Here is a 13,392-nt window from a genome sequence, read left to right as displayed (position 1 = left end):
GCTTCAGCCGGCTCAACGCCCGGGAGACCACGATGGAACCGTCAGCACACGTCGACACCTTTGCGCGCGACAATCTTCCGCCGCAAGATCAATGGCCTGTCTTTCTGCTCGACAACCCCGACGTGGCCTATCCGGCGCGCTTCAATTGCGCCACTGAACTGCTCGACCGCAGTATCGAAGCGGGTCACGGCGAGCGGCCCGCGGTGTGGTCGGAGGTGGACGGCAAGGCGCACGCCACGAGCTACCGCGAACTGCTCGCGCTGGTGAATCGCAGCGCGCACGTGCTGGTGGACGAAATGGGTCTGCAGCCCGGCAATCGCGTGTTGCTGCGCGGACCGAACTCGCTGCACATGGCTGTGACCACGCTCGCCGCGTTGAAAGTCGGGCTCGTGGTCGTGCCCACCATGCCGCTGTTGCGCGCCAAGGAACTCAAGCAGATCGTCGACAAGGCGCGGATCGGCGCGGCCTTGTGCGACGCGCGTCTGACTGACGAACTCGCACGCTGCACCGATCCGGCCGACGAGTTCTATTGCGCGGGCCTCACGCAAACGCTGCTGTTCCACGACGACGCCCCGGATTCCCTCGACACGCTCGCGGTCAACAAACCCGATCGCTTCGACGCCTGCGACACCGCTTCCGACGACGTCTGCCTGATCGCCTTTACGAGCGGCACGACGGGCGCGCCCAAAGGCTGCATGCATTTTCATCGCGACGTGCTGGCGATGTGCGACCTGTTTCCCCGCCACGTGCTCAAGCCGTCGCCGGACGACATTTTTTGCGGCACGCCGCCGCTCGCCTTCACGTTCGGACTCGGCGGCATGCTCTGCTTTCCCTTGCGCGCCGGCGCCTCGACCGTGCTGATCGAGCGGCTGACGCCCGAGACCCTGCTGCAAACGGTCGAACGCTTTCACGCCACCATCATGTTCACCGCGCCCACGTTCTACCGGCAGATGGCGCCGCTGGCGGCGCGCCACGACGTATCCAGCCTGAAGAAGACCGTGTCCGCGGGCGAAGCGCTGCCGGACTCGACGCGCCGTCTCTGGCAGGACGCCACCGGTATCCGGATGATCGACGGGATCGGCGGCACCGAACTGATCCATATTTTCATTTCGGCGCAGGGCGAGCAGATTCGCCCGCATGCCATCGGACGCGCCGTGCCGGGCTATGTCGTGCAGGCGGTAGACGACGACATGCAACCGGTGCCGCCCGGCACGATCGGCAAGCTCGCCGTGCGCGGACCGACCGGCTGCCGTTATCTCGCCGACGAGCGCCAGACGAAGTTCGTTCGCGACGGCTGGAATCTGCCGGGCGACTCGGTTTATCTCGACGAAGACGGCTACGTGTTCTACCAGGCGCGCGCCGACGACATGATCGTCTCCGCCGGCTACAACATCTCCGGCCCGGAGGTGGAAAGCGTGCTGATGCAACACGACGCGGTGTCCGAATGCGGCGTGGTCGGCGTGCCCGACGAAACGCGCGGACAGATCGTGCGGGCCTTCGTGGTGCTCAACCCAGGCTTTGGGCCGGACGACAAACTGGTCGCGCAACTGCAGGATTTCGTGAAAAATAGCGTGGCGCCGTATAAATATCCCCGCGTGGTGACCTTCGTCGACGCCCTGCCGCGTACCGAAACCGGCAAGCTCAAACGCTTCGAGTTGCGTACGATGAAGTAGCCCTCTTCCAGCAGGAGACACACCGTATGTCCGCATCTTTCATCGAAGTCGTCGCCCAGGACGGCGGCCGTTTCAACGCTTACGTGGCGCGTCCCGCGCAAGGCTCGGGTCCCGGCCTCGTGCTGTTGCAGGAAATCTTCGGCATCAACGAAACGATGAAAGCCACCGCCGAGCGCTTCGCGGAAGAAGGCTACGTGGTGCTGGTGCCGGATCTGTTCTGGCGCATCCAGCCCGGCATCGATCTCGGTTACGGCGAAGCCGACATGAAGCAGGCACTCGATTATCTCGGCCGCTTCGACGTCGATCTCGCCATTGGCGACATTGCCGCCACGATCGCCACCTTGCGTGCCATGCCGGAGCAGGCGGGCAAAGTCGGCGCGGTGGGTTATTGCCTGGGCGGCAAGCTCGCCTTCCTGAGCGCGGTGCGTACCGACGTGGACTGCGCGGTCAGCTACTACGGCGTCGGACTCGAAGCCTATCTCGACGAAGTGAAGTTGGTGCGCTGCCCGATGGTGTTTCACTTCCCGGAAAACGACGCGCACTGCCCGCCCGCCACACGCGAAAAAATCAGCGCCGCACTACGCTTGCGTCCGCAGATCGAGCAATACGTGTACCCCGGCTGCGATCATGCGTTCGCCGCGCCGGCGCGTCCGCAATACGACAAACCGGCGGCCATGATGGCTTACTCGCGCACGCTCGCGTTGCTGCGCAAAGTGCTCGGTCCCGTCTACGATCTGAACGCGCTGTGGGAAGCGCATTGCTACCACGAGTTCGCCACCCGCGACGTGGAAGCCGTGATGCCCACCATGGTCGCGCAGCCCTACGTCAACCACGTGCCGACAATGACCGGCGGTGTCGGTCACGACAATCTCAAGCGCTTCTATACGCATCACTTCGTCAACTCGAATCCGCCGGATACGAAGCTGATTCCGATTTCACGCACGATCGGCTCGGACCGCGTGGTCGACGAATTCGTGTTCAGCTGCACGCACTCGTGCGAGATCGACTGGCTGCTGCCTGGCGTCGCGCCCACCGGTAAATATTTCGAAGTGCCGATGCTGGCCGTGGTGTGCTTCCGCGGCGACAAGCTCTACAACGAGCATATCTACTGGGACCAGGCCTCGGTGCTGGTGCAGGTCGGCTTGCTGAATCCCGAAGGCTTGCCGGTAGCGGGCATCGAAAGCGCGCGCAAGCTGCTGGACGAAACGCTGCCTTCCAACACGCTGATGGGCGCGAAGTCGAAGGTGTAGGCCGGAGTCCGCACGAGGCGCGGGCATGGCGAAACTGAAGTCGCAGCGAAGCAGTGGCGACGACTAGAGCCCCGCCTCTGCACAACATCCTTATGATGTGACGTTCCATAGTCCACCTCGACCACGCCATGCTGACTGTCCATCACCTGAACAACTCCCGTTCGCAGCGCGTCCTGTGGCTGCTGGAAGAACTGGGTGTGCCGTACGACATCAAACGCTACCAGCGCGACCCGAAAACCATGCTCGCGCCGCCCGAACTGCGCGCGGTTCATCCGCTCGGCAAATCGCCCGTCATCACCGACAACGGCCAGACCATCGCCGAGTCGGGTGCGATCATCGAGTATCTGATCGACACCTATGGCGAGGGCCGTTTCGCGCCCGCCATCGGCACGCCCGACCGCCTGCGCTACACCTACTGGCTGCACTACGCGGAAGGCTCGGCAATGCCGCCTTTGCTGCTCAAGCTGGTGGCGTCGCGCATTGCCAGCGCGCCCATGCCGTTCTTCGCCAAGCCGATTGCGCGCAAGATCGCTGCCACGCTGCAATCGAGTTTCATCGACCCGCAACTGAAGCTGCACCTCGGCTACATCAACAAGGAGTTGAGCACGACGGGCTGGTTCGTCGGCACCGACTTCACCGCCGCCGACGTGCAGATGAGCTTCCCGCTCGAAGCCGCCAGCGCGCGCGGCGGCATGCAAAACCAGACGCCCGCCATCGCGGACTTCCTCAAACGCATTCACGCGCGGCCGGCGTATCAACGTGCACTCGAACGCGGCGGCAAGTACGAAATGGTCGGCGGCGACTGAGCGTTCGCGCAATCGCGCTCGAACCTGGATTTCGTAGTTGTGGGCCAAAAGTCGCGGGTGCTAGACTGAAAAACCCCCGTCAAGGAGCCGCCCGTATGACCCACTCCATCCACGGCAAGACGCGCTGGCTGGCCCTGATCGTGCTCTGTCTCGGCGTACTCATGATCGTGCTCGACACGACCATCGTGAACGTCGCATTGCCGTCGATCGCGGCCGATCTCGGCTTCACCGAGACCTCGCTGGTGTGGGTGGTCAACGCGTACATGCTCACGTTCGGTGGCTGCCTGCTGCTGGGCGGGCGGCTCGGCGATCTGTACGGCCATCGCAAGCTGTTCCTCACCGGCATCACGCTGTTCACGCTGGCGTCGCTCGCGTGCGGCATCTCGAACTCGCAGGTGTTGCTGGTGTGCGCGCGTGCCGTGCAGGGCGTGGCCGGCGCGATCGTCTCGGCCGTCTCCCTGTCGCTCATCATGAATCTGTTCACCGAGCCGGGCGAACGCGCGAAAGCGATGGGCGTGTACGGTTTCGTGTGCGCGGGCGGCGGCAGTATCGGCGTCTTGCTCGGCGGCGTGCTCACCAACCTGCTGAGCTGGCACTGGATCTTTCTCGTCAACCTGCCTATCGGCATTGCGGTGTACGCACTCTGTGTCGCGTTGCTGCCCGCGGCACGCGGCACCGCTCATGGCGAGAAACTCGACGTGGCCGGCGCCATCACGATCACCGCCTCGCTGATGCTCGCCGTCTACGCGATCGTGAACGGCAACGAGGCCGGCTGGACTTCCGCGCAAACGCTCGGCCTGCTGTTCGTCGCGCTGGCCCTGCTCGGCGCGTTCCTCGTCATCGAAGCGCGCGTGCAGCATCCGCTGATGCCGCTCGGGCTGTTCCGTCTGCGCAATGTGGCCGTGGCCAACGTGGTCGGGGTTTTGTGGGCGGCGGCCATGTTCGCGTGGTTCTTCATTTCCGCGCTCTATCTGCAGCGCGTGCTCGGCTACCGTCCGCTGCAGGTCGGGCTGGCGTTCCTGCCGGCCAACCTCATAATGGGCTTCTTTTCGCTCGGGCTGTCGGCGCGCGTGGTGATGCGCTTCGGTCTGCGCGCGCCGCTTGCCACCGGTTTGCTGGTCGCCGCGTGCGGGCTGGCGTGGTTCGCCCGCGCGCCCGTGGACGGCAGCTTCGTGCCCGACGTGTTGCCCGGCATGGTGCTGCTCGGCATCGGCGCGGGCATCGCCTTCAATCCGATGCTGCTGGCCGCGATGAGCGATGTCGCTCCGAGCGATTCGGGCCTGGCATCGGGCATCGTCAATACGTCGTTCATGATGGGCGGCGCACTCGGCCTCGCCGTGCTGGCGAGTCTCGCGGCCGCCCGCAGCGAGGCGATGCAGGCACTCGGCAATGCGGTGGCCGCGCTCAATAGCGGCTATCACGTCGCGTTTCTGTTCGGCGCGATTTTCGCGGCGGCGGCAGGCATTCTCGGCGGCGTGCTGTTGCGGCCGGGGCAACCCGGCGCGGCCGCAGCTTCCGGCGACTCGCACGGTCAACCGGCATCCGCCGATCCGCACGGCGCGGGCAACAAGGCCGCCACGGAGAACTACTGACCAGACGACGCGGCTATAGAGCGCGTGCGGTAATCAGAGATACTCGACGTTGCCGTCGATACTGATCGCCTGACCCGAGATATTGCGGCCCGCCGGCGACGCGAGAAAAAGCGTCATGGCGGCCACGTCCTGAACCGTCACCATGCGCCGCAGCGAAATCTTTTCCAGATATTCGCCCTTCATCTGCTCGAAGCCGATGCCGAGCGCTTCGGCCCGCGCGGAGATCACGCGGTCCATGCGCTCGCCTTCCACCACGCCGGGCAGAATGGCATTCACACGTACGTTGCTCGGTCCGAGTTCGATTGCCAGCGACTTCACCAGCCCCACGATCGCCCATTTGGTCGCGGCATAAGGCGTGCGAAACGGATAGCCCAACCGTCCCGCCACCGACGCCATCGCCACGATGCACGGATTGCTCGACGTCTCCTTCAGAAGCGGCACGGCCTTCCTCAGAAAATAGAACTGGCTGTTCAGATTGGTGGACACGGTGCGCTCCCACTGATCGGCGTCGATATCTTCGACCGCGCCGGTCGGGCCCGCAATCCCCGCGTTGTTGATGAGAATATCGAGGCCACCGAGTTTCGCGCGCGCGTCTTTGATGATGCGGTCCACCTGATCGCGATCCGACACATCGGCCACGCCGGCATGGAGCCGCGGGTCGGCGGTGGTCGCTTTATCGACTGCCGCCGGATCGACGTCGCAAATATAGACTGCCGCGTCGACGTCGAGAAACGCCTGCGCGATCGCGGCGCCGATGCCGGCTGCCGCGCCCGAGATCAGAACGCGCAGCCCCGGTGCGGGCTTGAGGAGATCGACGGTCTTCATACCATTCCTTTGAAAATTACAGCGTCATGCCGCCGGATACCTCGATCACGGCGCCGTTGATATAGCTTGCTTCGTCGCTCGCGAGAAACGCGTAGACGTTCGCGACTTCCTCGGGCTGACCGAGGCGGCGCAATGGCACCTGCTCGCGCATTTTCGCCAGCACGTCCTGCGGCACGGTCGAGAGAATCGGCGTGTCGATGAAGCCGGGCGCGACCGCATTCACGCGGATTCCCTTCGGCCCCAGTTCGCGGCTCCAGGTCTTGGTAAAACCGATCACGCCGAACTTCGCCGCCGAGTAATTGGTTTGCCCGTAATTGCCGTAAATGCCGACCACCGAACTCGCGTTCAGAATCACACCCGAACCTTGCTCGACCATTCTGTCGACCACCGCTTGCGATACGTGGAACACGCCGCGCAGATTCACGTCGATCACATCGTCGAATTGTGCGAGCGTCATTTTCTGCAGACGCGCGTCGCGCGTGATACCCGCGTTGTTCACGAGTACGTCGATCTTCCGGTAACGCTCCAGCACGTCGGCAACCATGCTGTCTACCGCTGCACGGTCGGTCACGTCGAGCGTGAATCCCTGCGCCTGAGCGCCTGCTTCGCGGCACGCAGCCACCACGCTGGTCACTGCCTCGTGATTCACATCGCACACCACGACGATCGCACCTTCACGCGCAAACTTGAGTGCCGTTGCGGCACCGATGCCTTGCCCCGCGCCCGTCACGATGCTTATTTTCTGATTCAGTCTCATTGCTTGTACTCGTTCTATGAGGAAACCCGCCCATAGTAAGGCTAACGCGCGCCGCTCCGAGCGAAGCGACGCGGCAACCCTCTCAGGCTCATGATTCGATATTCAATAGCGGCTCGTTCAAACTGGCCGTCCGTCCCTCGGCTTGAATCGCTTTGGCGAGCAGCGGGACGAGGACGAGCCCCAGCACCGACGCGCCCACCACCACCGAGAAACCCGACGCGCTCCTGCCCGACGCACTCTCCGCCAGTCCGAACAGATACGGTCCGACGAATCCGCCGATCAGGCCGATCGTATTGATGAATGCGAGTCCGGCGGCGGCCTGAATGCCGTGCAGGCGTTTCATCGAAATCGCCCAATAGAGCGGCAGCACGCCGCCCGCAAAGAATGCCGTGGCCACGAAGAGCGCGAGCTGCGCAGGCAGCCACGCCGACGAGATGAACAGCACCGCACTGACGATCAGCCCCGCCGTCAGAATGCCGAGATAGACGCAGTCGTTCGTCACGCGACGATGAATGCGCGGCAGCACCAGCACGCCGAGCAGGAAGCCGATACCGACGCTGCTCGACAACACACCGACCATCAGCGGCGACTTGACGTGCATCTGCTGGATCATGGCCGGCGTGAAGAACACGAGGCCGACGAACGCGACCTGATTCAGGAAGTAGATCAGGCCGGTCAGCACGGTGGCCGGGCGCTTCAAAGCCGCCACCCAGTCGTTGGAAAAGAAGCCGGCGTGCGCCGCGTCCGGCACGGCGCGCGCTTCCAGCACACGCGCTTCGTCTTTCGACAGCCAGCGCGCGTCCGACGGCCTTTCCGGCAGCTTGAACCACAGGACGATGCCCACCACGATGGTCGGCAGACCTTCGAGCAGAAACAGCCATTGCCAGCCGTGCAAACCGCCGAGGCCGTCCATCTGCATGAAGGCGCCGCCAAGCGGATTGCCGATCACGAGTGCCAGCGCGGGCGCGGTGTAAATCCAGCCTACCGCGACCGAGCGATCCTGCGGCGCGAACCACAGCGTCACCATGTACATCAGCGCGGGGAATAGACCCGCTTCGGCGATGCCGAGCAGGACGCGAATCGTGTAGAACGACCACTCGCCCTGCACGAACATCATCGCGGCCGAGAGCGCGCCCCACGTCACCGCGATTCGCGCGATCCAGCGACGCGGCCCGACACGATGCGCGGCAAGATTGCTCGGCACTTCGAGCAGCGCGTAGCCGAGAAAGAAGATGCCTGCGCCGAGTCCGTACGCCGCGGCGCTGATGCCGAGGTCGGCGGCGAGCCGCGCCTTGGCGAGCGACACGTTGGTGCGGTCGAGGTACGACATGAAATAGATCGCGCACATGAGCGGGATCAGCCGCAACATCGCCTTATGCGTCGCGATGCGGTGTAGCGCCGTGCTGTCTGCGCCGGTTGTTTGGGTCGTCATGATGTCTCCACCAGAAATGGCTCGTTCTTGTTTTTGTGATTCGGCATTCGCTACCGTTTGCGAAGTGGGCGAAAAAGGCGGCTAGAAATCGACCTTGTCCGCGCCCTTCAATCCGAGCATTTGCCGCGCTTCGGCCGGCGTGGCGATCTCGAACGAAAGCTCTTCGAGAATGTGCCGGATCTTGCGCACCTGCTGCGCGTTCGTTTCGGCTTTCACTCCTTTCGAGAGGTAGACGCTGTCTTCCAGACCGACCCGCACGTTGCCGCCCATGATCGCGCCCATGGTGACGAACGCCATCTGATGACGGCCCGCGCCGAGAATCGAAAACTGATAGTTCTCGCGGCCGAAAAGACGATCCGCCGTGCTGCGCATGACCGCCATATTCTCCGGTTCCGCGCCGAGTCCGCCGAGAATGCCGAACACCGACTGGATGAAGAACGGCGGCTTGATCAGACCTTGATCGACGAAATGCGCGAGATTGTAGAGGTGGCCGACGTCGTAGCATTCGAACTCGAAGCGCGTGCCGTGTTCGCCCAGTTCGAGCAGGATGTTGCGGATGTCCTTGAAGGTATTGCGGAAGATCGTGTCTTCCATGCCTTCGATATAGTCCTTCTCCCAGTCGTAGCGCCACGACGAAATCTTCGCGGCAATCGGATGAATCGAGAAATTCATCGAGCCCATGTTCAGCGAACACATCTCGGGTTTGGCGAGGCGCGGATACGCGAGACGGTCGGCCAGCGTCATGCGGGTGCTGCCGCCGGTCGTGATGTTGATGACGGCGTCGGTGGCTTCGACGATCGCGGGGACGAACTGGCGAAACACCTCGGGCGACGGCGTCGGCTGACCGTTCGAAGGATTGCGCGCGTGCAGATGCAGGATCGCCGCGCCCGCTTCGGCGGCTTCGATCGACTGCGCCGCGATTTGCGCCGGGGTGAGCGGCAGATATTCCGACATCGACGGCGTATGCGTCGCGCCGGTAATCGCGCACGAAATAATGACTTTACGATTGAGCAAGCGTGTCTCCCGAGTCTGCGGCGGCTCCGTCCACGGACCCGCCTGTTGTGAACTCGATACTAGTGAGATACGATTTCGCACGTAAGGTCATTTTCGGACAACGCCATGTTGTCACGGGACATTCTGAGGTGAAGCGGTGTCGTCGAGATTGCCATTGCAGAACGAGCGCATCCACGCGCCGTACAAGATCGCCGCGCTGGTCGAAGTGCTCAGCGAGCAGGGCATTGCGCCCGAAGACAGCCTGAAAGGCAGCGGCGTGGACGTGGAGCGGATTTACGACGCGTCGGCGCTCACTTCCGTGCGCCAGTACGGCATCGTGTGCCGTAACGCCATTCTGCTGGGCTGCAGTCCCGCGACGCCGTTTATCGTCGGCTCGCGTCTACATCTCTCCGCTTACGGCATGTACGGCTATGCGCTGATGTCCTGCCTGTCGCTGCGCGATTACTTCCGGCTCGGCGTGAAGTATCACCCGCTCGCCACGCCCACGCTCACCATCGAATGGACCGAGTATCCGGACAAAGGCGTCTGGACCTTTCCCGACGCGTTCATTTCCGCGCCGTCACGCGAGTTGCGCGAATTCCTGCTCGAACAGCAGTTCACGCAGCACGTCACGCATCTTCAGGACGTGGCCGGTCGAACCTGTCCGCCCGTCAAGGCCTGCTTCGCCTATCCGGCGCCGGCGCACGCCGACATTTACGCCGAGTATCTCGGTTGTCCGTGTTACTTCGACGAGCCGCAGTGCGAGCTTCATTACGACAGCGGCATTCTCGAACAGAAGCCGCAACTGGCGCACCGGCTGACGGCCACGTTGTTGCAGGAAACCTGCGACCGGCTGATCGGTCAGGCGAAGACGTCGGTGGGCGTGTCGGGTGAGGTGTACCAGGTGTTGATGCGCAAGCCCGGCGAGTTTCCGGGCATGGAGGTCGTGGCCGAAGCGCTGAAGATGACCAGCCGGACCTTGCGGCGGCGTCTGGAGGACGAAGGCACCTCGTTCGTCGCCATCGTCGACGACGTGCGCTGCTCGCTCGCGACTGAGTATCTGAAGACCACCAAGATGAGCACCGACGACATCGCCATGCTGCTCGGCTTCAGCGACCCCGCGAACTTCCGGCGTGCACTGAAGCGCTGGACCGGCATGGGGCCCGGCGAACTGCGACGTCAGCCGGGTTGAGACGTCCCGCGATGCGCGGAACGCGTTCAGGCGTTATTGCTGCGAAGCATGGGTGCGTAGAAACGGCACGTATCCGTTCTGCGTCTTGAGGATTTTCTCGGCGCACTCGTCGTAGTCCGAGCCCTTCGCGCCGTCCGCGCCGTACATGCCGCGGCATTGCGCGAAAAGCGTGAGCGTGGCGCCGGCGCCCCTGGCGTCGCGCGTGGCGGAAAACGCGACCTTGCCCGATCCCGACGGCACGTCGGTGTCGATCGCAACCGCGTCGGCGCGTGTTACGGCGGTGTCCGAATGCTGCTCGATATAACGCTTCGTCAGCGCCCACGCAGCGTCGCAATTCGACGGTCCGCAATCGATCGCGGCATTGCGTTGTGCGGCAGCGAGGCCGCTTTCGTTGTGGAGGAATTGCTGGGCTTGCGCCTGTTCCTTTTCAGTCGACGAGCAACCCGCCAAACCTGCGGCACATGTAACGAGCGCGACAAGCGCAACAGCAGCGATCTTTTTCACGAGCAACACTTCCCCTCGAACTGGTTCGAAGGCGATTATAGCCGCGCGTTCTTCGCGCTCACAGATTCGCCCGGCAGCCCGCGCCGACGCTCAGGTTCGGAGATGGCTTTACAATTCAGCACTTCGATCCATACACGTAAAGCGCGCCATGAAATACCTGCCTGCATCGACATTCGCCGTCGCAACCCTGGCCGCCGCGCTGACCGCGAGCAGCCCCGCGTGGGCTCAAAGCGCCGGCACGAGCGATTCGCCGAAGCTCGATTGCGCGATTGGTTATGTCACCGGCATTGGCGGTTCGGAACAGAGCTTCCGCGAATATATGGCCACGTCCGAGCGCGACCGTTACCGCTACTTCGCGGACAACCCGATCCAGTGCAAGATCTCCGACGAGGGCCGCGCGTCGGCCTGCGTCGGCCTGACGAGCCTGCGCAACGACAAGGTCAGCGTGTACGACGAAGTCGACGCCAACACCGTGGCCGTGGTGGCGCGCGTGGAACTCGAACACGGCGACTATCCCGTCATCATCGACGTGCGAAAGCAGGACGTGAAATGCGCGGAATAATGCGCGAAACAGGCCGCGCGACCCGGCGTTATGCCGGGCTCAGCACGTAACCCATGATCGGCTGCAGGAAGAGATGCGTGCTGACGTGCGCGACTTCCGCGGTCAGGAAGCCGTATCGCCAGTAGAGCACGCCCCACAGAATGCCCGCGAGAATGAAACGCACTACCACGTAGAACAGAAAAACCGGCGTGAGGTGCGGCGGATAGAAAGGCGCTTCGTTCAGCAGCATCGGCACGGCCTGCGCCAGAACGATAGTCAGCCACACAGCCGCATCCGGAATGCGGCCTCGCGCGTTGCGCCAGACGAGCCCGAGACACCAGAGCATCGTCGACATGAAAAATAGCCGATACAGGATGTTCTCGTTGAACGCGCGCAGAATGAAGTAAAAGAGCCGCCGATGCAGCGGCTGTTCCGCGAAATACGTCACGTAACTCGCCGGCAGCAGGCTGCGGAACAGAACCAGATCGACAGCCGCGATATAGAGCGCGACGAACAGCCCGATGCCGAACGCAACCGCCATGGGATGATCGAGACCATGCGCCGCGAGACGAAGACCGGTGCGCTGCGCGCAAAAAATTCCCACGTAAGTCAGCGCGATAAACAACACGACACGAAGCCAGGCCGAGCCGCCCGTCACCGCATTGAATACCACGTCGAAACCCGACTGCGACGCGATCAATGCACCGACGAACAGCAGCGTGCCGCCCGTCAGCCAGCTCGATCGAAGCGAGTTGTCAGGAAACGCGCGGATATTCATGTCCGTTTCGAAACCATCAGTGCAATCTCCGGTCAGAGTGCGCGGCGTGCGCGTCGTCAGCGCCCATGCTGTTCTTGCGACAAGCCGCCCTCGCGCTCCAGCCATTGGCGCAGCAGCATGACGCGTTCGTCGCCCGACTTCGCATCGGGCGTGTAGGTGCAATAGCTTCGCGAACGCAGACGCGGCCCCTCGAATGGCGCGACGAGCCGCCCCGCCGCAAGGTCGCTCGACACCAGCGCCGTCGGTCCCATCGCGATGCCGATTCCGTCGATGGCAGCCTGCAGGGTCAGGTAAAAGTGGTCGAAGGTCAGCGCGGCGGCGGGTTTGATCCGAGCGACGTTTGCCGCCGTGAGCCAGTCGGGCCACAGCCTCGGCAAACTCGACGTGTGCAGCAACGTATGCTGCCGCAAGTCGTCGGGCTGTTGCAGCGGCAGGCGTTGCAACAGCGCCGGGCTGCACACCGGAAGTCTTTCTTCGGAAAGGAACGGCCGCATCGAATAGCCGTAGAACGTGTCCGGGCCGCCGCGTATCACGAGGTCGTAGCTTTCCCGCAAACTTTCCACGGACTCGTTGGACGTCTCGACATTCACTTCGATGCCGGGATGCTCGGCGCGAAATGTCGCGAGGCGCGGCACGAGCCAGCGCAAGGTGAACGTAGCCGGCGCATTCACGGACAAGGTTCGCGCAACCGTTTCCGGCAAACCATAGTGCGCGGTAGCGTGCGCGAGTTGCTCGAACAGCGGCGTGATTTCGGCGAGATAGACGCGCGCCGCTGACGTCAGCACCACACGCCGGTTATGCCGCTCGAACAGCGGAGCCTCCAGCCATTCTTCGAGCAGACGCACTTGCTGGCTCACCGCGCCATGCGTGACGTGCAATTCCGCCGCGGCTTCCTTGAAGCTGCCGAGGCGTCCCGCGGCTTCGAAAACGCGTAACGCATTGAGCGGAGGCAATATCCGTTTCATTCGGAAGAGTTCGTCTAACGCGAATCCGCAATCTAGCCGGTTTGCCGCATGCCGACAAGGTCGACGGCGGGGTTCGAGCGAGAA

Annotated in this window: 13 protein-coding genes; 6 read left to right on the top strand and 7 right to left on the bottom strand. The window is 63.3% G+C overall.

Translation table 11 applies throughout. From position 1 onward, the window contains the following. Positions 1 to 32: 32 nt before the first annotated feature. From P3T18_RS30085 to P3T18_RS30070, 4 genes are all read left to right on the top strand, one after another. Positions 33 to 1,673, top strand: coding sequence for an AMP-binding protein (locus P3T18_RS30085; RefSeq protein WP_429303600.1), 1,641 nt, complete (start codon positions 33 to 35; stop codon positions 1,671 to 1,673). Between the two features lie 26 nt (positions 1,674 to 1,699). After that, positions 1,700 to 2,923 carry a dienelactone hydrolase family protein gene (locus P3T18_RS30080; RefSeq protein ID WP_429303599.1) on the top strand — a complete coding sequence of 408 codons (1,224 nt, stop codon included), beginning with the start codon at positions 1,700 to 1,702 and terminating at the stop codon, positions 2,921 to 2,923. A gap of 128 nt (positions 2,924 to 3,051) precedes the next feature. Next, entirely contained in the window at positions 3,052 to 3,729 is a 678-nt protein-coding gene (locus P3T18_RS30075) for a glutathione S-transferase family protein (protein WP_429303598.1), read from the top strand. A gap of 95 nt (positions 3,730 to 3,824) precedes the next feature. Then, positions 3,825 to 5,321, top strand: a complete 1,497-nt coding sequence (locus P3T18_RS30070; RefSeq protein WP_429303597.1) for a DHA2 family efflux MFS transporter permease subunit — start codon at positions 3,825 to 3,827, stop codon at positions 5,319 to 5,321. A 33-nt stretch (positions 5,322 to 5,354) separates the two neighbouring features. On the opposite strand, the gene P3T18_RS30065 is transcribed toward P3T18_RS30070, so the two are convergent. From P3T18_RS30065 to P3T18_RS30050, 4 genes are all read right to left on the bottom strand, one after another. Next, positions 5,355 to 6,146, bottom strand: coding sequence for an SDR family oxidoreductase (locus P3T18_RS30065; protein WP_429303596.1), 792 nt, complete (start codon positions 6,144 to 6,146; stop codon positions 5,355 to 5,357). Positions 6,147 to 6,162: 16 nt separating this feature from the next. After that, positions 6,163 to 6,903, bottom strand: a complete 741-nt coding sequence (fabG, locus tag P3T18_RS30060) for a 3-oxoacyl-[acyl-carrier-protein] reductase (protein ID WP_429303595.1) — start codon at positions 6,901 to 6,903, stop codon at positions 6,163 to 6,165. Between the two features lie 88 nt (positions 6,904 to 6,991). Then, positions 6,992 to 8,335, bottom strand: a complete 1,344-nt coding sequence (locus P3T18_RS30055; RefSeq protein WP_429303594.1) for an MFS transporter — start codon at positions 8,333 to 8,335, stop codon at positions 6,992 to 6,994. Between the two features lie 81 nt (positions 8,336 to 8,416). After that, positions 8,417 to 9,349, bottom strand: coding sequence for a 3-keto-5-aminohexanoate cleavage protein (locus P3T18_RS30050; protein WP_429303593.1), 933 nt, complete (start codon positions 9,347 to 9,349; stop codon positions 8,417 to 8,419). A 136-nt stretch (positions 9,350 to 9,485) separates the two neighbouring features. Here P3T18_RS30050 and P3T18_RS30045 point away from each other — a divergent pair, with 136 nt between their 5' ends. After that, on the top strand, positions 9,486 to 10,520 hold the full coding sequence (locus P3T18_RS30045) for an AraC family transcriptional regulator (RefSeq protein ID WP_429303592.1): 1,035 nt from the start codon (positions 9,486 to 9,488) through the stop codon (positions 10,518 to 10,520). Between the two features lie 33 nt (positions 10,521 to 10,553). Here P3T18_RS30045 and P3T18_RS30040 read toward each other — a convergent pair whose 3' ends face one another. Further along, the gene (locus P3T18_RS30040; RefSeq protein ID WP_429303591.1) at positions 10,554 to 11,024 is read right to left on the bottom strand and encodes a hypothetical protein; all 471 of its coding nucleotides are present in this window, start codon (positions 11,022 to 11,024) and stop codon (positions 10,554 to 10,556) included. Between the two features lie 148 nt (positions 11,025 to 11,172). On the opposite strand from P3T18_RS30040, the gene P3T18_RS30035 reads away from it, so the two are divergent. Continuing rightward, positions 11,173 to 11,586, top strand: coding sequence for a hypothetical protein (locus P3T18_RS30035; RefSeq protein ID WP_429303590.1), 414 nt, complete (start codon positions 11,173 to 11,175; stop codon positions 11,584 to 11,586). Between the two features lie 28 nt (positions 11,587 to 11,614). Here the strand turns inward: P3T18_RS30035 and P3T18_RS30030 are convergent, their stop codons facing one another. Beyond that, positions 11,615 to 12,343: a hypothetical protein gene (locus P3T18_RS30030; RefSeq protein ID WP_429303589.1), complete on the bottom strand. Its 729-nt coding sequence runs from the start codon at positions 12,341 to 12,343 to the stop codon at positions 11,615 to 11,617. A gap of 56 nt (positions 12,344 to 12,399) precedes the next feature. Beyond that, entirely contained in the window at positions 12,400 to 13,308 is a 909-nt protein-coding gene (gene gcvA, locus P3T18_RS30025) for a transcriptional regulator GcvA (protein ID WP_429303588.1), read from the bottom strand. Between the last annotated feature and the right edge of the window lie 84 nt (positions 13,309 to 13,392).

This window comes from Paraburkholderia sp. GAS199 (assembly GCF_050436585.1).
GTDB lineage: Bacteria > Pseudomonadota > Gammaproteobacteria > Burkholderiales > Burkholderiaceae > Paraburkholderia.
Note: the sequence above shows the minus strand (reverse complement) of the source record. Positions and strands in the feature narration are given on the sequence as shown.